Below are 25433 nucleotides of genomic sequence, written 5' to 3'. Positions count from 1 at the left end.
TTGGATAATTCCAGAACTCGAAAATTTTTATTAATTTTATAAACTTTTTACACTCAAAAATTTATTACTATTAAGACTTCCTCTTCGCACAAAAATTATAAAGTAGATGTTGCTAACATCAATAAAATTCCCGTCGTTTCCCAAATATTAGATATTGTTAGTCTAAGCACTGGAATGGGCTTTATCGCGGTTGCGCGCGTAACTGAAGATAAATGGATAACCTGTGCCAGTAAAGATAAAGTTGCCTTTGGATTAAAAGCAGGCGATGAACTAAAAGTAGAAACCACAATCTGCAGCCAGGTACGCAAACAAAACGAAGCAGTTTTTATTGATGATGTAGCTGCTAGTGAAACCTATGCGAAACACCCTACTCCAGCTATGTATGGATTTTCCAGTTATATATCTGTCCCCATTTATAAAAAAAACGGGGATTTCTTCGGAACGCTATGTGCTATAGATAAAAAGAAAGCCAAAGTTGATACTGAAGAAGTGAGAGGAATGTTTAGGCTTTATGCCGATTTAATAAGTTTTCATCTTGAAGCGGTTGAAGAAAAAGATAAAGCGGTAGCAGATCTTGCTGAAGAGCAAAATATAGCTGAATTAAGGGAGCAATTTATAGCCATTCTAGGACACGATCTTAAAAACCCGATTGCTACTACCAGAATGAGCGCTGAGATTCTAATGAAATTTAGTAAGGAAGATATTGTAAAACGCAATGCTGCGCTTATTAAATCTACTTCAATAAGGATGGAAGTTTTAATAGACAACTTATTAGATTTTGCGCGTGGCAAACTAGGAGAAGGAATAAAGCTTTATAAAATCAAAGATTCAGAAAAATTAGAGAAAGTTTTAAACCAGGTAATTAACGAAGTAAAAGTTACCTCGCCAAACCAGGATATTCAATCTAAAATTGAAATTAATAATCCTGTAGATTGCGATCCAGATAGGATTGCACAATTGTGTGCTAACCTCTTAGGAAATGCAGTGACCCATGGTGCATATGATAAGCCGATTGAAATTCATGCTTTATGCAATAATGGAGAGTTTAAGCTTGAGATCACTAATAAAGGAGTTAAAATACCTGATGCTTTAAGAGAAAAACTTTTTGAACCCTTTTACCGCATTGAAGGGGAAGAAGCTAAAAAAGGACTTGGTCTTGGATTATACATCGCATCAGAGATCGCTTTAGCCCACGAGGGTGATATTAATGTAACATCTTCAGATAATGAAACGGTGTTTAGTTTCGTAATGCCCGCAAATAATTAATCCCCTTAATACAGGAATTGAATTAAGGAAAAGCAACTATAATCTTATTAAAACACGAGGTTTAGCGTTCCAAGCAATGCAAATACTGAGGCGATAACAATCCACACCAGAATAAGTAAAATGAACAGCTTAGCCAAAAAATGAAAACCTGAAGTAGCTGTTTTGTAATTTTCGAGAAAAATAAAAAAAGGATTCATAGCACTGAATTTAAAGGTTAAACAAAGAACCTTTTTTTAAGAAACAACTATAAAAACGGTAATCAAGAAGAAATTCTAGATAAAAATTATTACTGAAAGATGAATTTTTTAAAATTCTAGAAGTAATTTTTCACCATACTTTACAATTATTCCCTTCCTTAAAGGTTTAATCTTTAAGTTAATACTAGAAAACTGTTTTTGGTACTGGGGAAATCCTGTATTTTTAGATTAAAGTTTAGGTTCAAATGAAATAGTCAAATTCACTTAGAACATTTAGGTAGGAATCTCTTAATTTAAACTTATTCTTTTTGCTTAACCTAACTTAGTAGTTTCTTCAGGATTTTTTTCAGGTTCATTTATGAGATTTAGTTTTTGAATTAGAACGCATAAAGTTTTCAACCAGTTTATAAGTTTCTGGAATGGAATTCTTGAAACGATCCAGCGTTTCTTCTGAAATATTATTTCTACTGAAAGGCACCACTTTTACATATTCCTGGATCTCACCTGCTGTTCTTCCGTATTTATAATCGTACGGAAATCTACTATTTTCATCTATTTTCACATTTTCATTTTCTGTATTTGGAACGCTAATAAAGAACTCACTATTCCTCATATCCCCAGAAGGATTAAAGAGATTTTTTTTCTTCATATACACATACAATTCATCGGCTACATTTACCGCGGGATCTACAATGGCAATATCTTCAACCATAAAGTCACGGTAAACATATTGATCGTCTTTCTGGTAATTATAAAGTTCATCTAAAACTTCTTTGATCTCTTCGGTTAAATAAGGATAATGCGTGCAACCCAAAACAATGGCTTTTAAAGGCTGTGGATTATCTGCATTTCTGATTTTCTCTAACAAACTAACCACGTGGTAACGTACATAATTTTCCGAATCGTTTATCTGTAGAATCTGGCAATCGTCGGTTTCTTTACTGTCACAAAGCATCTTTCCGTGGTCAAAATCAAAATTATAGATGTCCATTAAGGTACGGTCAATCTCAAAATTTTGATCATTCAAAGAAGGTCCGCGATAATCTTCTCGGGGTTTTTGCAGGTCTTTATTTATAAAGTCGGGTTCTTCATCTACGGCTTCGGCAATCCCATGACCACCCTGGTTAAAAACCTGGATCTCCCCTGTATACCCCAACTCATCTTTTACTCTTAGTAATGTATTTTCATAACCTTTAGATGCAATAGTCCCAACGGTAGCCATTACCCCGATTGAGCCATTTTCATCTTTTTTCAACCTGGCAAGTGTACCACGGGCCCCGGCGTCTATTACGCCAATTACTTTTAATTCAATCCCGGTTTTTTCTATAAACTCAGTTATAAATTCACTTCCATAAGCGGTTGCGGTATTACAGGCGATCACAATTGATTTTACCGCTTGCTTATCTTTCTGAAATGTCGTATCCCCGGCTTCGCGATAATATTTATCTGAAAGCAGGAATTGCGTATCCTTCAGAATATGTTCTATCAATAATTCGGTTTTTTCCTCGCTGGAATAGTTACCATAAGGCATATTGGCCTGGTCTGCCAGGTAGATAAATTTCTCTGTACTGAAATCGGGGGCTCCATCACTGCCTTTTTCCTGGTTTTCGTTGTTGTAACTATCAAAATTAACCAGTGCATCCAGAACGGTTAATCCCCCGGTGCCGGAATCAAAAACCCCGATTGGTAAACTGCTATCCATCTCTGGATAATTTTCAAAGTCTACGTGATAAAAGGAGTCTTCGTCTTCTAAAATTGTAGAGACGATTGCTCTTTCGCTTTGTTTCGAATTTTCTTTTTTGGCCAGGTCTTTTTTACCGGAATCTTTACAGGAAATCCCAAAGATCACCAGAAAAACCAATAGATATTGACTTTTAAAATAATTCATTTAAAAGTGTTTTTTGTGTATACAAAAAATAATAAACCCGGTAAGAGAAAAAGTTTGCTTAAAGCTTGGCTTAAAAAATATCATCATTTAGCAAACCGACTCTATTGCCTACATTCCTATAATTCAAGATATACTATTGCTGAAAAATTCACTTAAATTATTTAAAATAAATTCAATAAAAAATTATGTATTCACTATAAATTTAAGCAAAAAACTAATTAATATAACTCATATAAAATACGATACTTTTCTATTACTTTCTGGATATGTACACGCATGAATATATTTTCTCAAAAGACTTAGGAAATATCTCCGAAATCACACCCATAGCATCTAAATAACACTATGAGTAATAAGAAAGTAAAGCGAAATAATATCAGCCGAGATCAACTATTGGTAATCTTAACACTCAGTTTATAAAATTAATTGAGAAAAAATATGGCTCTTAAAAGCCTACTTTCGTAGCTTCTCCTCCATCGTAATTCCGGGTGACAATCTCGAATTATACTTTGCCAGTTAATTTAGAATAACCTCCAATGCTTTTTCTAAAAACTCATCTTTTCCTGACTTAACACCATCTATTGTTTTATTTACATAGATATATGGTATTATACCTTTAGCATGAAGTTGAGAACCATCGTGCTTAACCACCTTCATTCCCGTCCAACTAATTGTATAATTCCCTAAAAGGGTAAAGGGATTGATATTGCCATTTGTTCCTGCAGTGGGTTGTCCCACTATGGTTGCTAATTCATATCCTTCAATAAAGCTCATATAACTTTCAGCATAACTGATAGCTCTTCCATCAATAATAAAAACAATTTTTTTATCCCCCAAATAGGGTTTTTCTGGTTTCATTCCCCAACCTAAATTCTCAAATCCGTTATTTTTTTCCTGATCTGGATAGATTGTTTTTGGAACTCTCATCCAGGCTGTGGAAGTGTCTTTTTCTTTTAAGAGATGAGATATAAAAGCATGGTTGCCGTTAGGGTAGCCCCTTAAATCACTAATAATACCTTCTGCCTGTTGAAGTTTTGGTAAAAGCTTAGTAATAGTGTCCATTTCAATTTTATCGAGATTAAGATAATAGATGTTATCATCCAAAAGCTTATAGTCATTCTTTTGTATGGCTATATCCAATTCGCTATAATCATACTTTCTGTCGCGATTCAGAACTATATTTTTAGAATTTATCTCTAAAATCAGTTCTTCGTCTTTTTCACCAAGAAGGCTTATGTTTTTTGCTCTATGGTTTAACCAGCCCTTAGTACCTGCCGAGATTTTAGAATTGATTTCTTCAAAATAATTTTCTGAGGATTGTCCATTTATCTTAGTAACTATATCTCCTATTTCAATTCCTAAAGTTTCATCCTTTATTTTAGTGATAACCAACTTCTCTTCAATCCATTCCCAGTTAATAGCGGGAACATATTCACCAGTTTTAGTGCCGCGCACATAGATATGTCCATCTTTTAAAGGCGCCGTAAATTTTTGTAAAGTCTCCAGATGATCAAGTTCTGTTTGGTCATTGAAACTCCTTTGCAAAGCGGTTGCTAATTCTTTGCCCCAGTCTACATCCACCTCATTAAAGTAAGGGTAAAAGTGCTGAAATACATTGTAGGTATTTATAATATTTCCTAAGAAAACAGATCTATCGTTGAGGCTATCATTTATAGTGCTTAGGCGTTTTTGTAATGCATCTAAGGATGTACTTTTAGGATAGGTATTTTCAGTATTAGTGTATAGATTTAACGGTATTTGACAAAAAATACCTTTACCAATTTCTTTTTCAATAAGCTCCCCAAATGTTGGAAAGGCATCAAAAAGAGCCTTTCCTTTTACTCGCTTAACCTTACCTTCATAGGCAATAACCGCTGCCTGTTTACCCTCTTTGCGCTCGGTAGTTGAAATCGTATATGTGTAACCCTCGCTGTTTCCTCTCCAATCTGATTCTTTATTTTTCTTGCCAATCGTTTTAGCTTCAAAATCATTGTTTTTAATTGGAATTTCTATCCATTCATTGTTTTCTTTATAATAGAGATGCACATCATCTAAAAACAAAGTTCCTTTACCACTGATAAAACTCCCCATAACCATCTCCGAAGCTAAATCATCTACTTTACCAACAATTTCATATTTTTTCCACGCATTGCTTTTAATCGGGTTCGCATCCATATTCTCAAAAAAACCCATCGTTTTATCAGATTTATCTACTCTCAACCATAAATGCCCTGTACCCGTGGAAGCATCCTTAAGCTTTACCCAGGCGGTATATTTTATTTCCTTTCCTTTATATTTTTCTGCATCTACAGAGAACAAAAGGTTACCAAACCCACTAGATTCATCAATTTCCGTATATCTGTTAACTCTAACACTATTATACACACCCCCCTGATGATTCATACCTTTTGAAACACCCTTGTGCTGCCAATAGGCTGGCTTATACTCATTAGTATTATCAGGTGTAATTGCACTTATATCAAAGTCTTGCTTTTTATCAGAAAAAATAACACTAGGTGCAATGGGTTTAAAAAGGTCATTTAGCGTAGCTATTACCTCATTGGAACTGTTGCATTTTAAAATCTCGCTTGCTCCATAGGCTGCAAAACTATTCCAATCTATTTTGGAGGCTTCATCACTTGGATGAAAGTATTTTACATACCCATAAGCTTTACAAAAAGTTTTTAAATAGTTTAGATTTTCTTGCTGTTGCCGTGCTTGTATTTTCTGAGGCTCTTTTTCATCTGATGCGTTTCCTATACACCCTATTAGTAGCATTCCTATGATAAGTATTCCGAATTTATTTTTCATTATTGATTTTTATATTGTTTAGTTCCCAAGCCAAGTCTTATTTAAATGGCTAATGAAGATGGATAGCTAAATTCATTAAAGTCTGGAAGTTTGTTCTAACATCTCCTCAATTTGATATGAAAAGACCTCATCGAAAGCTTCGTAATACGGTTCGCCCATCTTATTCCCTTCTGCCAGCAGTTGTGAAGCTGTTTTTAAATTTTGTAATGCTTTTTCTTTTTCTCTCTTTAGAAAATATATTTTCCCCAGCTGAAAATGGGCTTCAGTAAATCGAGGATTGGCAGCTAGCTGTTCTCTATAAATGTCTATAGCTTTCTCATATTGTCGCAGTTCAGCATAACACCTGGCTCTATAAAAATTGACCTGAAAATTATCTACAGGATCCCAGCCTAATTCTTGCTCCGTCTTTAAAACATTTTCGAATACTTTTATAGCCTCCTGATAACGACCTAATTTGTACAAAGCCTGCCCCTTTATACCTTCACAAGGTTCTCCATGGCAAGTTGTATAGTTATTCTTCGGTTCCATTTCCATAATAAGATTAACATCCTTAATGGTGTTTTTATAATCTCTATAAAAATAAAGTAAAGACCAGGCTCTGTACTGAAGAGCGAAGGTCTTTCCTCTCGCGACATCCATTTCAACCGCCTCGTTTAATATTTCCATAGCCTTAATATGCTCGCCTCTTTTTTTATAAGAATAGGAAAGCCTTTGACGATATTCTACGTGATCCGGCTTTATCATAATGGCTGTATCTTTAAATCGTCGGTGCATTTCGGAAGGTTGATACATTCCCATAGATAAATCATGATAAAAATTTGCAAGAGAATCCTGTTCTTTTTCAGTAAGATTACCAAACTTACTTTCAACTTTAGACTCGTATTTACAGCCTGACATTAAACCTATAAACAGAAAGAAAACAATAATTCTTATGGACATAGATCTGTTATTTTTCCGTTTGTAATCTTGAACATTAAAAACGAATGAATATCTTCATAAAACCATCCCGGTTCCACCTTTGGCCAGGCCTCAAGTTTCATTACTTCATCAATTAAATGTTGGACAAGTGGAGCTTCAAAAGAAGTTGACTTATATTCAAGGTTCATTTGTTCCAACCCAGGATTACCCATTTGGCCATTACAGTTCAGGGTAAAATGTATCGTGATATATCCATCGCCTGTACCGGTAGGTGCATTTTCTCCTATTTTCTGAATAAGAAATTCATTTCCATCTAAGTAAGTCAAATCTTTATGGTAATATTCCCCGGGCTGCCCTTCCATACATCTTGTAAAGTCACGCAGATTTTTAGGTTTTTGAGGGTCATTAGTTGCTTTAAATCTTTCAAGAACTTCCTCATTATTTCGCAAGGTTCTAAGGGTAAATGAATCACTATCAGCTTCCAGCACCTGGTATAATGTTTCGGCTTTGTCTGTTTTGTGATCTTTGGTAAAGAAAACTTTCCCCTTTCTCTTAAATAATTGATATTTCGAAACTTCTCTCTCGGAATATACCGGTTCATCATCGTAAAAATAGGTAAAGAATGTTTCCAGGCTATCCTTAGAGAATCGCATTTCTTTTAGCACTTTTAGATCCCGGTTAGGACTTGCAAAATGTGCAGATTCAACTTCCGTTTGATACGTCTTGGCCTGAAGATCTTCAAGAAAATCCGGCAAGTCGATTACTTTAGATTTTACCGTTCGAACAAGCTGTGCAGCATACATAGGGTGCTGGTAAGGGTAGTTCACACTATCTCTAATATCGGTGAGCCAAAGATTAGGCATAGATTTAAATACTATAAATTCATGGTTCTCCATTCTCATAGTATCCATAGGCTCATAATTTAGCTGAGTTCCGCTACTACTGTCAATAACCTGATTCCTGTGATCGATGAGATAAAAACCCTTCTCTGTTTTTTCTAGAAGAAAAGGAAAAGGTTGGTTTTTGTCTAATTTTTTGACTGTTCCTACTAAAAGTTCATCATCAAATTCAGGTTCACCCCCGCAGGAGCTAAAAGTAAAAATGAGAATTAAAATAGGAATGAAATATTTATTACTCACTATAAGTTTATTAATTCTCCGAAAATAGGAGAAAACTTCCCATTAAGATATACTATTCTGAAAAAATTCGAAATAAATTTAAACTTAGCCAAAAAATTAGCCTTTATTCCGTAATATTTTTAGCCAAAGTTTAATAATATTGAATTCTGATAGCTTTTTCCCAAAAGAGAATCGTACAGAAATAACTTCTTCTGGAGATTTTAGAATAGTAACAGTCATAAAATCTAATTTTAGCCTTAATATCGAATAAATCTTTTTATTTATTAAGTTTGCTGCCCCTACCAAAACATCCTATTATCTTCATACATCTTAATTTATTTTATGAACATTTTTAAGAATTCCCCTAGTTTTATTTACCTGATCAATATTTTAATAATCATACTTTTATTTAGCTGTAGTACCCAGGATGATGCTGAAGAAGTAGATCAACCAACTTCTGGCCAGGATAATCCGGTTCCTTTTGATATCACTGCTATTGCTAAATCTAAGGACTCTATCTATCAAATAGACATTCTTGAAAATAACGAAGAAATAGAAGTCATCAATCTTAGCCAAAGCCTGGACTTACCTTTAGACATTTATAGAAATTTTACCGATGATTTTAGTGTCACATTTGTGAATATTGAAAATGGAAATTATGAATTTTGGCAAAAAGATGTGCGTAGCGGCACTAGTAAAAATAGCAGTCCAATATGCAGTTTATCAGAATATGAAGGGGTTCGCTTCGTAAAAACTGATAGTGAGAAAATAGGCGTGGTGACTGTATTTAATGAGGAAAACAATGTAATAAAGAATTACCTAAATATTTATGATCACGTCACCTCCAGTTGTAACAGGTTTTATATTGGAGATTTTTATATACAACATAGAAATTATACGCAAATTTATAAAGATCGATTCTATTTATATTCTTCTGAACCAGATCAATCGCAGCATTCACTTAGCATATTTAATATCGATACAGGAGAGCAAATAGAAAGAATCACATCTGAAACGGAATTCCGGGTCACTATGAATGATGAGCAGCTCTTTCTAATGTTTATTAATGGCCAGTACAGTACTTATAATTTAGATGATTTATCCTTAGAAAAGGAAGGACAAACAAACAACCAATATCTACATCATTCTTTGGGAATTCAGAAACGTGATTTTAAGGATAATAAAATGGTCTTCGACTTTACCTATCCACAACCTTCTCCCCTGGCTTCTGCTCCAGCAATTTATGATTGGACTACGAATGAAATTACAAAAGGTGGAAATTTTTACCTGGCTGATGCCAAAAGAGCACTGGAAGATGACCGGTCCTTATCTTTCAATCTTACCAAAGTTAAGGTTAATTTAGATTCAGAAATACTGGTAGCAGGATACGAGGACGTAAGAGATACTAACAAAGGAGGCGTGGTCTATCTTAATTTTGATGGTGAAATTATTTTAGATATTCCCCTGGATTATGCTCCCTATGAAATAATTATTAGAGAATAAGGGCTCAAATCGCAAGGGATTACCACTACAGGCTAAACCACATGAAAACTAAATTGAAGGCACCCCTGGCCATCGCTAGCATTCCCATTTTAGCAAATGCGATAAAAGAATTCTTTTACCTGTCATTTTTCCAGAGGGGCTTCTTCAATATATATCAGGACCTATAATTCCAGAAGAAAGAATTTCACCTAGTTTTAATCTAACCTTTTCTTGCTATTCCCTGGAGGTTACCAATTATACAAGTGAATTTAATCAACACCAATAGCCCAATCATCTCCTCTCGGGTCTGCGGCGCCTTCATAGGTGCCATTAGGGCTTACCAAAATAGCATCAACCTTTCCTATGGAGCCACGAGTTTTTACTTTATGGCCCATCCTGGTCAATTCCTCTATCGCTGCTTCATCTATGGCATTTTTTTCCATATAAATTTGATCTGGCTTCCATTGATGATGAAATCTTTTTTGTGAAACCGCCTCGGTCATGGTCATTTGGTGGTCTATGACATTTAATATAGTTTGATAAACAGAGGTGATTATCGTAGACCCCCCAGGGGTTCCTACCACCATAAATAGTTTTCCGTCTTTATCAAGAATTGTTGGAGTCATCGCACTTAACATTCTCTTGCCCGGCTGAATAGAATTTGCAGCACCTCCCAGCAGCCCGTATTTGTTTGGAACTCCAGGTTTGCTGCTAAAATCATCCATTTCATTGTTCATTAAAAAGCCGGCACCTTCTACAAAAACTTTAGAACCATAGGCTGAATTAATCGTTGTGGTTAATGATACAGCATTTCCTTCTGCATCAATAATTGAATAATGCGTGGTTTCTTCACTTTCTGCAATATCAGCCAATTCCATTGCTATTATTTCCTCACTGTTGGTTGCTTTTGATAAATCAATTTCCGCTACTCTGCCTTCTATATAACTATCATCTAAAAGTTCGTCTACCGGAACATCCCAAAAATCTGAATCCCCAAGATGTTCGGCTCTGTCTGCATACACACGTCTTTCCATTTCAGCCATAACGTGTATCGTTTTAACAGATTTGGATCCAAATTTGGCTATTGGAAAGTGTTCGGACAATTTTAGAAGTTGAACTAAGGCTATTCCGCCGCTACTGGAAGGTGCCATACTATAGACCTTGTAGTTTCGATAATTTCCAGTAATAGGTTCTCTCCAGGTAGATTTGTAATTTTTTAGATCTTCGAGATCTATAATCCCATTTCCGGCTTTCATTTCCTTTACTAAAAGTTCAAATGATCGCTCACTTTGCTAAAATTCCCCTTATGAATTATTTAATATTAATAAGTTTCTAGCAGAAATTTAATTTTTGCTAATCGATTTTCCTTTTGAATAATTCTTAATAATTCATCCATATCGCTATGATTAAGATCAAAGATTTTCTTTCTCAATCTTAAAAAATGGGATTCATATCTTCATTATTAAAAAGGCGATTAAATTGAATTTAATAGTCGAAGTTTTTGTCCCTGCGGGACGAAAAGGTAGAGCAAGAGGATAACCCGCAAAGCGAGGTTATAGCTACCTTTTCTATTTTAAAATATTGATTATCAATAATTTAAAAATAACAGAAATATTATAAAATTATGAATTTACTGGTTTTGGGCTTGTAAGTCCTGTAAAATGGTTCAAAAAACCAGTAAACTCTAAAAAATGACTGAATTATGAAGGAGGTTAAGAACATCACCATCGAAAAGAAAACGGCGGAACGCTTTCAGCAATTTTCTCGAACACATTACAAAACACATTCAGAAGCTTTGGCCGGAATGTTGGATTTTTTCTTCTATAACGAAATTTCTCCAAAAGAAAATTTTGGACCCACAGGCAGGAGAATTGAAAATATAATTAAGAAAAGAATCAATGCAGTAATCGCAATAACCAGGGATATGGAGAAGAATAAAGTAAACCCCACTTTGGCTATTTTGATGTCACTTATGGAGGCAGCAGATCCTAAAAATAATTACGAAAATCGAAAAAGGGATTATGAAGAAGACGATACCCATCCCGATTTTTATAAATGATATATTAATGTAGAGAAGAACCTAAAACTTGAACCAAAAGAATTTCAGTATCGGATATTATGCGTGGAATAGTAAAGGTTTACCTTTTTTTGAAAAGTCATATTATAAACTATTACATACTTGTTTCTGAACCCAATAATTAAATCAAATAACGCCCCTATACTGTTTTTACTTTACGTTTAACTTCCCGTACACTATAAAAACAGCATAGGATCCGGCGAAAGTTATGGTAGATATGGGGCACATTTTATATAATGACTTTTTAAAAGCTGAACTGGGAAAAAATAAAAATTGATTGTACAGTTTTAAAGTGACTGCAATAACATCTTTGAAAGTAGTTTGGTCCACTATATCAGCAAAGATCAAAAATAATTGATCTGAGATATTTACTGATATAGTCATTGTATATTTGAAAAATAAATACTGAATATTTGGAATCTTTTAGACATATAAATGAAAACCGAAGCCTTCAATTTCTTATTAGTATAGGCTCTGTTCTTTTTATTTCATCTATTTGTTACCTCTTTATTGATTTTATTGGGTACCACGTAGTTGCATTAATTCTACTCTTAATGGTTTCTATTCTAGCCATGTTCTTTAAAATTCTGCCGGTTGTAATCGTGGCTGTTTTAAGTGCTTTAATTTGGAATTTTTTATTTATTCAGCCACAATTAACTTTTAAAATAAATACACCAGAGGACGCGCTGCTATTTTTAATGTACTTTGTAATCGCTGTTATGAATGCAGTATTTACAACTAAAATAAGAAAAGCTGAAGCCCAGGCCAGAAAGAGAAAGGAAAAAGAAAAAACTATTCAATTGTATAATACTTTGTTCAATTCCCTTTCGCATGAATTAAAAACACCGATTGCAGCTATTATAGGATCCGTTGACACCCTAAAGGAAAATTCTGCAAAACTTTCTGAAGATAATACTGTAGATCTTTATAACGAAATTGAAATTGCCGGCAACAGACTAAACAGACAAGTGAAAAATCTACTTAACATGAGTCGTTTAGAGAGTGGATCTATTCACATACAACCCAATTGGTATGATATAAATGAATTAATTTATAACGTCATTGAAAATAACAAAGTAGGTGAAAATGAACATAAAATAATATACGATTCAAAAGACCTCCCACTCTTTTTATTTGACGCCACATTAATTGAACAGATATTACATAATATTATTCATAATGCAATTCAATATACACCCAGGGGCTCTACGATTGAAATTGATGCGTTTGCAACAGATAATGCTTGTGTTATTAAAGTTTCAGACAATGGCAAAGGATTTCCAGATGAATATATGGAACAGGTTTTTGAGAAATTTTATCGATTACCAAAATCAATTGCTGGGGGAACAGGTCTTGGTCTTTCTATTGCTCAGGGATTTGCACAGGCCCATAATGGTAAAATTGAATTGAAAAACAAAATAGAAGGTGGTGCAGAATTTACGATAAGCATTCCAGCTAAAATGACCGATCCAAAACATTATCAAAATGAATAACGCCGAAATTCTTATTATCGACGATGAGCCGCAAATAAGAAAATTATTAAAAATAACTTTAGAAAGTAACGATTATAAAGTGATTTTAGCCGAAACGGGGATAGAAGGTGTCCATCTCGCAGCAAACCACGGTCCTGATCTTATCATTTTGGATTTAGGCCTCCCTGATAAAAGTGGCCATCTGGTTTTAAAAGAACTTAGAGAATGGTATGATAAATCTATAATCATTCTTTCTGTACAGGATGACGAGGCCGATATTATTAAAGCTCTTGACAATGGGGCATCAGATTACCTTACCAAACCATTCAGGACTGGAGAACTTTTAGCCAGGATTAGAGCCTCCTTGCGAATTACTCTAAATACAGATCCTCAACCAAATCTTAGTGCTGGTGATCTGGAAATAGATTTAAGTTCAAGATTAGTAAAGAGAAATGAGGAGCCTATAAAATTAACGGCTACAGAATATAATTTAATTGCCCTTTTGGCAAAAAACCAGGGTCGGGTATTAACCCATCAATTCTTATTAAAGGAAGTTTGGGGGCTTGGCTCCCAAAATGAAACCCAGTATCTTAGAGTATTCGTCGCTCAACTGCGCAAAAAATTAGAGGAAAACCCTAATAATCCAAAACATCTTATTACCGAAAGTGGTGTAGGATATCGTTTTGTTTAATCTTTATAAAATCTTTATACCCCCGGCAGTTATTTTATATTCTGCTTACACCCTTAGGCCTAACTTTGCAGTATAACTTAATAGATTACTGTGGCTAAACCTCAGAAAACCCCCGATCCAGAGAAAAAACAATCCTTCTCACACTTAAAATGGCCCGCTATCATCATGGCTGTTTTGACAGTGATTCTTGTGATGGTGCTTGATTACTTGTCCCGACAGGGTGAAATTTAGACCGGCTAAAATGTCATCTCTCCTAAGAAAAAGATTATCTCAAATTTACAGTGGAAACCGCTTTGATAAGATAGCGGGAATCTTAAGCATATTGGGTGTGTGCCTCCTGATTTTTGATTTGGGCTTTACCCATATTCAAAGTGAAGAAAATATTCTTAGAACCCTGTATTATTGCATTATAATCCCAGGTTTTTTAATTGTTTTAACTCGATGTCTAATTTCGAGTGAAGAAACCCCTGGAAAGGTATTGGTCTTTGATTGGATTCTTACAATTTTATTTGGACTCCTACTCTTAATAAGGTTGGATTTCATTTTAGAGAAAATTGGTTATTTAAAGATATTTAACCAAATGGGATGGGTTTATTTTTCAATCTTACTCTTTTTTATACGTGAGATTTCATCTTTTAAAGTAAATTTTAAAAAAGATTATTTAAATCCCGCCCAGTTATTTGTTGCCAGTTTTCTATTTATTATTTTTTTAGGAACGATATTCCTTCTAATGCCCAAAGCAACTCATTCAGGAATAAGTCTTATTGATGCGCTTTTTACAGCTACCAGTGCAGTTTGCGTGACAGGATTGATTGTTGTTGATACCGGAAGTTATTTTACCGCTTTTGGCCAAAGTATAATTATGATCTTAATCCAATTAGGTGGTCTTGGGATTATGACATTTGCCAGTTATTTCAGCTATTTTTTTCGAGGTAATACCTCTTATGCCAATCAACTTATGTTGAAGGATATTAGTAATTCTGAAAAGATAGGAGAAGTTTTTATGGTCTTAAAAAAGATATTGCTATTAACCTTTAGTATCGAAGCCATAGGAGCGCTTTTTATTTATTTCAATTTAGATAGTTCCATTATTTCTTCGGTAACAGAGCGTATATTTTTTTCTGTTTTTCACAGTATTTCTGGTTTTTGTAATGCAGGTTTCTCTACCTTAGAAAACAGTCTGTATGAACCTGAATTCCGTTTTAACTATCCTCTACATCTAATTCTTGCCGGCTTGTTTATTTTGGGCGGAATCGGATTTCCTATTCTTTTGAATCTTTACAAATATGTGAGGTATTATTTGCTCCGAAAACTACAGAAATTTAAGGATCCTAATCGAGCAAAATACCTGCCCTGGGTCTTAAACCTTAATTCAAGAATCGTATTAACTACAAGCTTTATACTATTGTTAATTGGCACGGGGGTTTTTTACGTTTTTGAATATAATAATACACTAAGTGAGCATAGTGCATTTGGGAAAATCGTCACTGCTTTTTTTGGTGCTGCCACCCCTAGAACTGCCGGATTTAACTCTATTGATACTTCGGCTTTGCATTTCTCAACTTTGATGCTGATGTTTCTTTTAATGTGGATAGGAGCCTCTCCCGCTTCAAACGGAGGGGGAATTAAAACAAGCACATTTGCATTAGCTACCCTAAATTTTTTCAGTTTGGCTAAAGGAAAAGATAGGATTGAAGTTTATAAACGAGAGGTGTCTAATATCTCCATAAGGAGGGCTTTTGCCATTATTTCACTTTCTCTATTGGTAATTGGAGTTTCGTTATCCATAATATCATTTTTGGATCCGGAAAAAGGTATTATAGCCATTGCTTTTGAAGCTTTTTCCGCCTATAGTACAGTAGGCTTGAGTATGGGGATAACGGCCGATTTGAGTTCAGGTTCTAAAATAGTAATAATTGCAACAATGTTTATTGGAAGGGTTAGTATGCTTACACTACTCATTGCAATACTTCGCGATATTAAACACCTAAATTATCGTTATCCTTCTGAAGAGATTTTAATAAACTAAAGAAAAGAAAATGAAATATATTATTATAGGACTGGGTAATTTTGGAGCTTCTCTGGCCGAGAAATTAACTTCCATGGGAAATGAGGTTATTGGGGTTGATTGTAATCTTGACAAAGTAGAAGCTATTAAAGAAAAAATCACCCATGCTGTAAGTCTTGATGCTACAGATTTTAATGCAGTGACCAATTTACCCCTAGAAGATACCGATGTAGTAATAGTTGGAATTGGTGAAGACAAAGGTGCTAATATCATGGCCACTGCACTTATGAAACAACTTAAAGTAAAGCGATTAATTAGCCGCGCAGTAGCGCCTCTGCAGGAAATGGTTTTAGAAGCGATGGGGGTGGAAGAAATAATTCACCCTGAAGAAGAAACCGCTGAACGTTGGGCTAAAAAACTTAACCTGGAAGGTGTTGTTGATTCTTTTGAAGTCACTGGGGAATACAGCATCGTAGAAAGCGAAATCCCTAAAGTTTTCGACGGCAAGACTTTGGAGGAAATTGGTTTGAAAAAAAAATATAACATTATTGTGCTTACTACCATTAAGTATATGAAAGGTAGAAATGAGATAGGCTCTGCAAAACAGGTAGCTGATGTTCAAGGAGTAGCTTCTGGTACAACTATATTACACGCTGGAGATATTATGGTCTTATACGGCAATAACCGTGATATCAAAAAGCTATTAAAGGAAGTAAGAAAATAATCACCGCAACATAATTTTCTTTGTGATCTAAACATTGCCAAAACCACAATTCAAAAATTTACAAGAATTTAAAATTCTTCTATAAACTCACAATTCTTAGGTAAGGAAAGCTACATAAAAAATGTGGTGGTGCTTAGTGGAAAAGATGGGGACGAAGAACTTTTAAAACCTCTACCCTGCCTTCAAAATCCCGGAATCTAAGATCTCAATACGCAGGAAATGAATTTTTAATTTTCCTGGATGTTGATTATATACCGCCAGAAACAGTTATAGAAAAAATGCTTATCGATCTTCAAGGAAACCCTTGTTGTATCATGGGAAATCAATACTACCTGGAAACCAATACAGATATTAAAGTGTCTATAATTATTAATCTGGTATCCAAGAGTCAAATCTATTAGCTGTTAGAGTTATTTCTTTTGCAATTGAAGTTAAACATTTGCAAAGGATATTAAAACCGCTAAAAATCTGTAAAAATCCGCACATCCTTCTTTTTTAAATCCTTGACCTTTGAATTTATCTTGAATGCTTCGAAAAATTACGCAATTGGTTGATTTAAGATGAATTTGCTCTTACTAAAAATTGAAGGATCATATTCTATTCTGGATTCGGTTTGCCCACTGGGCCACCTATTGCCCTACCCAAATTTAATTAAAGAATATTCTTAAAAAGCTTTTAGCTAATAATCCTGCACCGGAATCAGAAGAAATCTTATGTCCTCTTTCTATTTGAGCAATTCTCGAATGCATTTTGAATTTAAATTATAGGAATCTAAATAAATGAGACAAAGCACAATTTTAATAGTTATAGGTTTTATTCTTTTATGGAATTCCGGTTTTATAGGGGCAGAATATGGTCTGCCACATACGGGACCGTTTACCCTGGTTTTTTGGAGGTATCTAGGCTTAAGCTTGTTAATGGCATTGTATTTACTTCTAAGAAAGAAATTTAAATGGTATGGCTTCAAAGTAGCCTTTTTAAACATGTTTATTGGTTTTTTAGCACACGGGGTGTGGCTTACCTGTGTTCTATTTGCTTTAGATAATAACGTTCCTGCAGGAATTGTAGCTCTTATAGTAGCGCTGCAGCCTCTAGCTACGGGAGCTTCCGCATATTTTGTCACCGGAGAGTCCACAAACTTATATCAGTGGATTGGACTTATATTAGGATTTATCGGGGTTGCACTGTCTGTTGGTTTTAGAATAGATTTTGAAGATTCAAATTCCATATTCGGATATTTTATTCCCTTAGGCTCTGTAATAGCAATAACCATCGCCACTTTAATACAACGAAAAATGGAAATAAATAAGGAAAAAGAAAAACTACCTCTGCATCAAACCATTTTTTATCAAAGTATAGCTACAGCATTAGCTTTAGCCCTGCCCGCCATTTTTGTAGAAGATTTAAAAACTGAATGGGTACCAGAGTTTAACTATGCCTTGCTTTGGTTGATTATAGCCGTCTCTCTAGGTGCTTATATTTTAATGTGGCAACTAATTGAACACCTGGACACCACGAAAGTTGCCAGTTTATTTTATTTGGGACCACCAATCACAATGTTGATGGCCTGGATAGCTTTTGGGGATAAGGTTAAACTTATGGATATTGTAGGTATGGGAGTTGTTTTTATTGGCGTGTTTTTAACTCAGTTAAAGAAGGAAAAGAGATATTGATAATCTATCTACTATCGAAAATAGTTTTTTGTTTTTCTAAATTCAAGATTATTTCCAGAATTTTAGTTTTAACATGCGCACCCCTATAGCTTTTGAGCTATGATAAGTTATCTAAAAATCTTTAGCTTTTTCAACTAATGTTTTTAATTCAGCTTTAAAGCCATGTTCATCGTTAAGGTTTACGGTATTAAGCCAGCTTAAGACCTTGCTATATTCACTACTACCCTTGTACTGAGAATCTCTAAGAAGCATAGAAAAAGAAGCGATACTTGCGGTAAACCTCATGAAATCAGAGGACTCCGAAAAAGTCTTCCCTTGATCAAAAATTTCCAAAGCCAAAAGCTGGCTGGATTCTGAATTGGGCTCTTTATATCTAAAATCTATTTTTAGGGATGGAATGGTGGAATATTGTGGATTTCTGGCTGGTAACACTTCATACAATGCAGTAATATTCTGCCCCGCTCCTATTTCTCCGGCATCTTCCTCATCGTCCTCAAAGTCATCTTCATCTAAAAGACGATTTTCATAACCGATGAGCCTATATGCTTCTACATTTTTAATATCAAACTCTACCTGGATCTTTACGTCTTTTGCTACCGTAAAAAATTTATTGTATTCATAAATAAACACTTTTCTTAACTGCTCAATATTATCAATATATTCATAATTACCGTTACCATTATTGGCTATTTGTTCCATAACAGCATCGTTTAGGTTTCCGCGGCCTACACCTAGTACACTCAAGAATATACCACTATCTCGTTTTTCTTCAATTAATTCAATTAATTCCTCCTGGCTGGTGATTCCTACATTAAAATCTCCATCGCTGCCAAGAATCACCCTGTTATTGCCATTTTCTAAAAAATTTTCAGAAGCTATTTCATAAGCAGTTTTTATTCCTTCAGAACCTGCAGTGCTCCCTCCCGCACCTAGGTTATTAATGGCATTTATAATTTTCTCTTTTTCATTTCCCGGGGTTGATTCAAGTACCACAGCAGAAGAACCAGCATATACGACTATGGCGATCCTATCCTCTGGAGTAAACTCATTCACAAGACTTTTAAATCCATTTTTTAAAAGCTCCAATTTATCTTCACTTGCCATAGAACCAGAAACATCTATTAAGAAAACAAAATTGGATGGCGGTAAAGGCTCAGCCATTGGTTTTCCCTTTATTCCAATACGTAGAAGTTTAGTTTCTTCATTCCAGGGAGTATTACTGATTTCTCCATTTAAACTGATTGGATGACTACTTTCTGTGAACTCATAATCAAGATTAAAATAATTGATCATCTCCTCGGTGCGTATCGCATTTTTTGGAGGTAATTGATTATCACTCATTAAAAACCGCCTAATATTGGTATAAGAGGCTCCATCTGCATCTATGGAAAATGTTGATACAGCCTGATCTTCAACCTTTATAAATGGGTTTTCTATAATCTCATTGTAATTATCACCAGTGACTTCTACATCCACTAAGCCTGCATTATCATTGGAAAAGCCTAATTCTGGATTTATATTTTGGTTAGAAACATTATCCGTTTCACAGGAAGATAATAGCAATAAGCCGATCGATAGAAAACAGTATAATTTTTTCATAATCCATTGATTTTATATCTAATAGATGCGAATAGTTTGAAAAGGTTGCGTCCGAAATTTGGATATTTTATTGAATGGTCTTGTTACTAATAATAACTTCTTATCCTACCAGAGTTGTCATACTCAAAACTAAAAGCCTTTTTACCCTTGGCAAAATGAGCGGATAGTATTCCAATCAATGTGGGTTTCTTCAATGCTATCCAGTCGGCAAATACGTATATATCAAATTTTTCTCCTGCCATAGCACTTATAATAAATCAAGATCTTGCAATTTTCTTCCAAACTCATCATCAACTGCCAATTTTAAAAAATCATCTTGCAGGTTAAACACTCTAAAGACGTTAAAATACAAACCGATAGCAACTCCCGGATCACCTTTTTCAATGCGGTAAAGCGTAGCCCTATGAATACCTGCCCGCTCGGAAACTTGCGCTGTAGTAAGTTTGCGTCTCTTTCTGGCAAGTTTTATGTTTTCTCCTATTTGCTCAAATATTTTTCGATATTTAGGTAGGATTATTGCCTTTTTAGAATTCATAATGTTGCTTATTTACAACGAAAATATAATATTTGTCGTTAATTAGCAACATTTATGATTAGGCAACGAAATTTTAAAAATATCCCCTTCTTCTATCTCCCTGCTTCTCGGTACATTTTGAAAAAAGATTATCCAGAACAACCAAATAGAATCTCTTTTTCAATGCATTGAAAGAAAGGATATAAAAAACATCATCCCCAATTTAAAGTGACGCCAATTTTTCAAAAACTATGGCGACAGCTTCTGCTCCGGGATCTGGAACGCCTTTTAAGCTTTCTTCAGATAAATAAGAAGACCTGCCGAATTTTGTATTGCTAATTTCTTTAGTGCTATCTGCTCCCTGACGGGCTTTTTTAGCTACTATATCAATTTTTTCGCCATTTTCCAAAGCAGTAAAGGCGGGCTGCAAAGCGTCTATCATGGTTCGCTCCCCTTCTTTGGCCCCTCCGTAATCTTTCATTTTCTGCAATCCGCTGCTTAAGGCTTTACCAATATTTGATTCTTTCTTATAGGTGTTTCCAGCATCTGTGAACATAATAGATAGTAAAACTCCGCTAGAACCTCCTATTTCCCTTGCTAAAATCCTTCCGATAGTAATGAGGAGCTCTGATGTGTTCGCATAGGGTAATTTATCTGCTACCTCCAATAATTTTTTACCTGCCGTGGCAAATGTAGATCCTGCATCCCCATCTCCAACTTTTTCATCTATAGCATTCAAATCTTCTTCTAAAGAAATTACTTCTTCAGCAACGGCTTTTAAAGCGTTTTTGGATTGCGTATTTTTAGAGGCTTTATAAGGCATCGTTTCAGGTAGCTTTGGACTTTCCATAGAAGAAATTTCTCCAAATTTTCTGATAAACCAGGAAACTGGTGCTGCCTCCGAAGTTAATGCTTCTATAAATCCTTCTTCTAATTTGAGTAAAGAAATGGAGAAACCGCTCATGTTTAGCGAGGTCATCAATTGTGAAGGACCGACGATATATGCTACTTGCCTGGCGATTTCTGATTTTTGAAATGAATTGAGGAGAATATTCATTTCTATTGGGGTTACACTTCCCAAGTTGTTCATTAACAAGACAAACTTTTCATTTTCTTTTGGGAGGTATTCCTTTAACTTTTCAATGGCTTTTGACATCAAATCATTGGCGTTTTCCATAGCAATAGTTTTAACGCCGGGTTCCCCATGAATGCCCAGTCCCAGTTCCGCTTCAGAATCCGATAACCTTGAACTTTCGGGATTTTGAAACTTCTTTCCTTCTTCCAGGGATAATCCTATTGAAAAAATATTATCGGCTACTTTTTGGGCTGTTTTTAAAATCTCATCAAGAGATTTTCCTTCTTCGGCCAAATGGCCAGCTATTTTATGCACAAACAAAGTTCCAGCCAAACCACGTTGTTCTACTTCTTGCCCCAGGGCAATATCATCGCCCACTGTAACGGTTTCAACTTTATATCCTAATTCGCGTGCCTGTTCTGCTGCCAGTCCAAAATTCAATCGATCTCCGGTATAATTTTTAATAATTAGCAGACATCCTTTTTCTCCGGCTGTGGCGATAATGGCAGAAAGTACAGCGTCTACCGATGGAGAAGCAAAAATATCACCACAGACGGCAGCAGTAAGCATACCTTTACCCACAAATCCCGCATGAGCTGGTTCGTGACCAGAACCTCCACCGGAAATAACCGCTACTTTATTTTTATCTAACTCTTTTTGGAGTACAACCTTTACTTCCGGAAAATTATCTAGTTTGGTAAGATTTGGATCTGTAAGTAAGCCCTCAATACCTTCATTTACTACTTCTTGGGCGTCATTAATAAAAAATTTCATCGTTGCTGTTTTTCTAAATATACTGAAAAGCGCTTTTTGATTATCTAAAGAAAAGTTAAGCTTAGGCAATTATCCAACAGATTTAAAGAGGGAAAAAATTTACATAAGCCTGAAGGTTACTTTTAATTTATCCTTGTTTAACCTATAAGTTTTAGTGAGTTAGCTCAACAGCAATCCAGTATAAAATCTCCCCTTATGCATTTCTCCCAAAATTCTTAGAATCTAAACGATCTTTAAGTGCTGCCATATCATCACCGACCTTTCGATCTAAAATTTTTGCATAGTGCTGGGTGGTCTGCAGGTTTTTATGCCCCAGCATCTTACTAACACTCTCGATAGGTACTCCGTTTGCTAAGGTGACGGTTGTAGCGAAGGTATGCCTGGCCAGGTGAAAAGTCAGGTTTTTATTAATTCCGCAGAGATCCGCAATTTCTTTGATATAGGCATTCGTTTTTTGATTGCTTAAAATCGGAAGTAAACGCTTCTCACTCACTTCGGGATGCGAGGAATATTTCTCCAATATAGCTTCTGCCACAGGAAGAATTGGAACGCTACACCTTGTTTTAGTCTTTGTTCGCTTTGTTTTAATCCATCGGTTCCCATCAAAACCAATCACTACTTCTTTTTCTGAGAGTTTTTTTACTTCAGCATAACTAAGCCCTGTGAAGCAACTGAACGTAAAAATATCCTTAACCAAACCTAATCGCTCGTTTTTAATTTCTTTGGATATCAAAGCTTGAAGTTCACCTTCCGTTAGAAATTCCCGGTCTACCACCTTTAATTTCCCCTTCCAGTTCTTAAATGGATCTTTAATTATCCATTCGTTTAATAATGCTATACGAATGATCTTTTTAAAATTTGTTACGTATTTGATCGCTGAATTATGCGCACAGTTTCTTTCGGTTTTTAAATAATATTCTAACCCGGTAATAAATTTATGATTTACATCTTTTACGGGAATATCGGAAGTTTTATATTCCTTCTTTATATACTCTTGCACATGCTTTTTAGCCGTTTTGTACCTTTCGGCCGTACCAGCGGCAAAATCTTTACCAACCAGCCTGTTCACTCGATCATTGTGTTCCTGAAAGATCTCTAGAATCATTTTCTCCTGCTCCTGTTCTTTCTTTTTTATCTTTCCCAAGATAGAGGTCGATAATATCCTTAGAAGTGAAACGCTCTCCTTTATCAACAATTCTCTGGTGTGCATTATAAATATCATTCTCAACTTTACTGAGAAATCTATTGATAGCTTTGGCCTTTTCCGAATTCCCAGTTGCTTTTCCTGAAGTTGGATTCCAAAGTGATAGCGGTACTTCCCGTCCTGTTGTGGTAACTGCTCGTTTGCCATTAACGGTTATTCTGAAATAAATTATTCCAGAATCTGATTTGGTTTTACTTTTTCTCAAATAAAAGAGATGCGAAAATACTGCATTCATAACTATATAATTTTAATTAGACAGTTTCAAGATACAACATAATCCCTTTATAATTAAGTCGTTAAGTTTTATTTTGTAGGATTTATATTACTTTGGTTACACCTAATTTTGACTTGCTAGGTGTAACCGAATGTGTAACCGAATAGATTGATATTCTTTGGTATATTTTGATATTCTCAAAAACAAAAAAGCCCCAAAACCATAGGTTTTGGGGCTTTTTAAGCTATTTTGTAAATTAAGTAGCGGAGGAAGAGGCTCTCTCACCTATAGTATCAAGAAGAATCAACAAATACTTATTTAATTGTTTTTCAGTATTTTAAAGAACAAGTGAATTCTAAAACTTTTATTGAATTTCTTTGAATATCAAAAAAAGTGGCTGTAGATTTGGCTGTAGATATTTACAGCCAATGATTACAATAAAGAAAAAAATCACTATTGCTATTGAAAAAAGAAGAAGGCAAGGTGTAATAGTAGAAGAAAATGCCCCTATTTTTCTCCGGTTAACTTATTCCGGAAAGAGAATAAATTTATATAGCGGTTTTCGTATTAATTTGGATCAATGGGATAGTGAAAACAAAAAGGTGATTGATGGAACTGTTAATGGCAATGACCAGATAGCTGAAGAGATCAATCTGAATATTGAAAAACAAAAATCAGAGATAAATTCTTTGTTTTTTAAATTTCAAATAGAAGAAAAAATCCCCACTACAACTGAAATTAAAGAAGCCTTCGAACAAATTAGATCCGGGAATAAGAAGATTCCTAAGAAAAGAATAATTCAAAAATCTACTGAACTATCTTTCTTTGAAGTTTTTGATGATTTTACAAATTACAATGGGAAAATCAATAACTGGACGGAAGATACCTATACCAAATTTAACACTTTAAAAACGCACCTACAGGATTATAATCAAAATTTAAAATTTGAAGATTTAACTCACGAAGGATTAAGTGATCTATTGGTTTATTTTATGAATAAACTGCAAATGAGAAATACAACCACTAAAAAATACTTTGAATTTATTACCTGGTTTTTGCGATATGCTTTATCAAAAAAGTATACTACGAATGATGCATTCCTCAATTTCAAACCCAAATTAAAAATAGTAAAGAAGCAGGTTATATTTTTAACTGAAGATGAGATTAATCAAATAATCCAGACTAATATTCCTGAAACCAAACAATATCTTACTAGAGTTCGTGATGTACTACTTTTCCTTACATACAGTGGACTTAGACATTCAGACGTATATGAATTAAAAAAGTCCGATATCAAAAAAGACAAATTTGAAGTAACTACTGTAAAAACATTAGATAATTTGGTTATTGATTTTAACCACACAACAAAATCTATCCTGGATAAATATAAAGATATACCTCTCAAAAAAAATAAGGCCCTACCTGTAATTTCTAATCAAAAGACAAATGAATATTTAAAGGAACTAGGAGAATTAGCAAAAATTAACGAGGAAATTACTGAAACTTACTTTATAGGAAATAAAAGATATGATTCGCCTAAACCAAAATATGAATATATGACCAGTCATATAGGTCGTCGATCTTTTATATGTCTATGTATTGCCAAAAATATCCCAATCCAAATAATTATGAAATGGACAGGTCATTCGGATTATAAATCAATGATACCCTACATCGAAGTATCTGAGAAAACCAAGGAAATTGAAATGAAAAAATTAAATTTCTAAT

Annotated in this window: 18 protein-coding genes and 1 pseudogene; 9 read left to right on the top strand and 10 right to left on the bottom strand. The window is 34.6% G+C overall.

Annotation, left to right across the window (positions count from 1 at the left end; genetic code table 11):
* The first annotated feature begins 63 nt into the window (after positions 1 to 63).
* Positions 64 to 1266, top strand: coding sequence for an ATP-binding protein (locus FG27_RS14845; protein ID WP_369794141.1), 1203 nt, complete (start codon positions 64 to 66; stop codon positions 1264 to 1266).
* Between the two features lie 549 nt (positions 1267 to 1815).
* Here the strand turns inward: FG27_RS14845 and FG27_RS14840 are convergent.
* From FG27_RS14840 to FG27_RS14825, 4 genes are all read right to left on the bottom strand, one after another.
* Complete coding sequence (locus FG27_RS14840) at positions 1816 to 3351, bottom strand: glutamate racemase (protein WP_051935878.1); 1536 nt, start codon at positions 3349 to 3351, stop codon at positions 1816 to 1818.
* Between the two features lie 516 nt (positions 3352 to 3867).
* Positions 3868 to 6162: a S41 family peptidase gene (locus tag FG27_RS14835; RefSeq protein WP_051935877.1), complete on the bottom strand. Its 2295-nt coding sequence runs from the start codon at positions 6160 to 6162 to the stop codon at positions 3868 to 3870.
* Between the two features lie 75 nt (positions 6163 to 6237).
* Positions 6238 to 7101 (bottom strand): tetratricopeptide repeat protein, encoded by an 864-nt coding sequence (locus tag FG27_RS14830; protein ID WP_037320443.1) that lies wholly within the window; start codon positions 7099 to 7101, stop codon positions 6238 to 6240.
* Positions 7092 to 8219: a hypothetical protein gene (locus FG27_RS14825; protein ID WP_037320442.1), complete on the bottom strand. Its 1128-nt coding sequence runs from the start codon at positions 8217 to 8219 to the stop codon at positions 7092 to 7094. Before FG27_RS14825 ends, FG27_RS14830 begins: the two co-directional genes overlap by 10 nt.
* A 321-nt stretch (positions 8220 to 8540) precedes the next feature.
* On the opposite strand from FG27_RS14825, the gene FG27_RS14820 reads away from it, so the two are divergent.
* On the top strand, positions 8541 to 9701 hold the full coding sequence (locus FG27_RS14820; RefSeq protein ID WP_037320440.1) for a hypothetical protein: 1161 nt from the start codon (positions 8541 to 8543) through the stop codon (positions 9699 to 9701).
* A 248-nt stretch (positions 9702 to 9949) separates the two neighbouring features.
* Here FG27_RS14820 and FG27_RS14815 read toward each other — a convergent pair.
* Positions 9950 to 10939 (bottom strand): annotated as a pseudogene (locus tag FG27_RS14815) (gamma-glutamyltransferase family protein); the annotation flags it as partial.
* A gap of 443 nt (positions 10940 to 11382) precedes the next feature.
* Here FG27_RS14815 and FG27_RS14810 point away from each other — a divergent pair.
* From FG27_RS14810 to FG27_RS14780, 6 genes are all read left to right on the top strand, one after another.
* Positions 11383 to 11739 (top strand): BfmA/BtgA family mobilization protein, encoded by a 357-nt coding sequence (locus FG27_RS14810; RefSeq protein ID WP_037320438.1) that lies wholly within the window; start codon positions 11383 to 11385, stop codon positions 11737 to 11739.
* Positions 11740 to 12170: 431 nt separating this feature from the next.
* Positions 12171 to 13250: an ATP-binding protein gene (locus FG27_RS14800; RefSeq protein WP_081912629.1), complete on the top strand. Its 1080-nt coding sequence runs from the start codon at positions 12171 to 12173 to the stop codon at positions 13248 to 13250.
* Positions 13243 to 13920: a response regulator gene (locus FG27_RS14795; RefSeq protein ID WP_037320434.1), complete on the top strand. Its 678-nt coding sequence runs from the start codon at positions 13243 to 13245 to the stop codon at positions 13918 to 13920. Before FG27_RS14800 ends, FG27_RS14795 begins: the two co-directional genes overlap by 8 nt.
* A 241-nt stretch (positions 13921 to 14161) precedes the next feature.
* On the top strand, positions 14162 to 15949 hold the full coding sequence (locus FG27_RS14790) for a TrkH family potassium uptake protein (RefSeq protein ID WP_051935876.1): 1788 nt from the start codon (positions 14162 to 14164) through the stop codon (positions 15947 to 15949).
* A gap of 10 nt (positions 15950 to 15959) precedes the next feature.
* Entirely contained in the window at positions 15960 to 16652 is a 693-nt protein-coding gene (locus FG27_RS14785; protein ID WP_037320432.1) for a TrkA family potassium uptake protein, read from the top strand.
* Positions 16653 to 17431: 779 nt separating this feature from the next.
* The gene (locus FG27_RS14780; protein WP_037320431.1) at positions 17432 to 18325 is read left to right on the top strand and encodes a DMT family transporter; all 894 of its coding nucleotides are present in this window, start codon (positions 17432 to 17434) and stop codon (positions 18323 to 18325) included.
* Positions 18326 to 18436: 111 nt separating this feature from the next.
* Here FG27_RS14780 and FG27_RS14775 read toward each other — a convergent pair whose 3' ends face one another.
* From FG27_RS14775 to FG27_RS19605, 5 genes are all read right to left on the bottom strand, one after another.
* Positions 18437 to 19924, bottom strand: coding sequence for a VWA domain-containing protein (locus tag FG27_RS14775; protein ID WP_037320430.1), 1488 nt, complete (start codon positions 19922 to 19924; stop codon positions 18437 to 18439).
* Positions 19925 to 20171: 247 nt separating this feature from the next.
* Positions 20172 to 20459 carry a helix-turn-helix transcriptional regulator gene (locus FG27_RS14770; RefSeq protein WP_037320429.1) on the bottom strand — a complete coding sequence of 96 codons (288 nt, stop codon included), beginning with the start codon at positions 20457 to 20459 and terminating at the stop codon, positions 20172 to 20174.
* A 202-nt stretch (positions 20460 to 20661) separates the two neighbouring features.
* Entirely contained in the window at positions 20662 to 22287 is a 1626-nt protein-coding gene (locus FG27_RS14765) for a dihydroxyacetone kinase subunit DhaK (protein ID WP_037320428.1), read from the bottom strand.
* Between the two features lie 193 nt (positions 22288 to 22480).
* Entirely contained in the window at positions 22481 to 23392 is a 912-nt protein-coding gene (locus FG27_RS14760; protein ID WP_369794123.1) for a site-specific integrase, read from the bottom strand.
* Positions 23361 to 23726, bottom strand: a complete 366-nt coding sequence (locus FG27_RS19605) for an Arm DNA-binding domain-containing protein (RefSeq protein ID WP_369794122.1) — start codon at positions 23724 to 23726, stop codon at positions 23361 to 23363. The genes FG27_RS14760 and FG27_RS19605 overlap by 32 nt, the downstream gene beginning before the upstream one ends.
* Positions 23727 to 24082: 356 nt before the next feature.
* On the opposite strand from FG27_RS19605, the gene FG27_RS14755 reads away from it, so the two are divergent.
* Entirely contained in the window at positions 24083 to 25432 is a 1350-nt protein-coding gene (locus FG27_RS14755; RefSeq protein ID WP_156101243.1) for a site-specific integrase, read from the top strand.
* Position 25433: the final 1 nt, after the last annotated feature.

This window comes from Salegentibacter sp. Hel_I_6 (assembly GCF_000745315.1).
Taxonomy (GTDB): domain Bacteria; phylum Bacteroidota; class Bacteroidia; order Flavobacteriales; family Flavobacteriaceae; genus Salegentibacter.
Note: the sequence above shows the minus strand (reverse complement) of the source record. Positions and strands in the feature narration are given on the sequence as shown.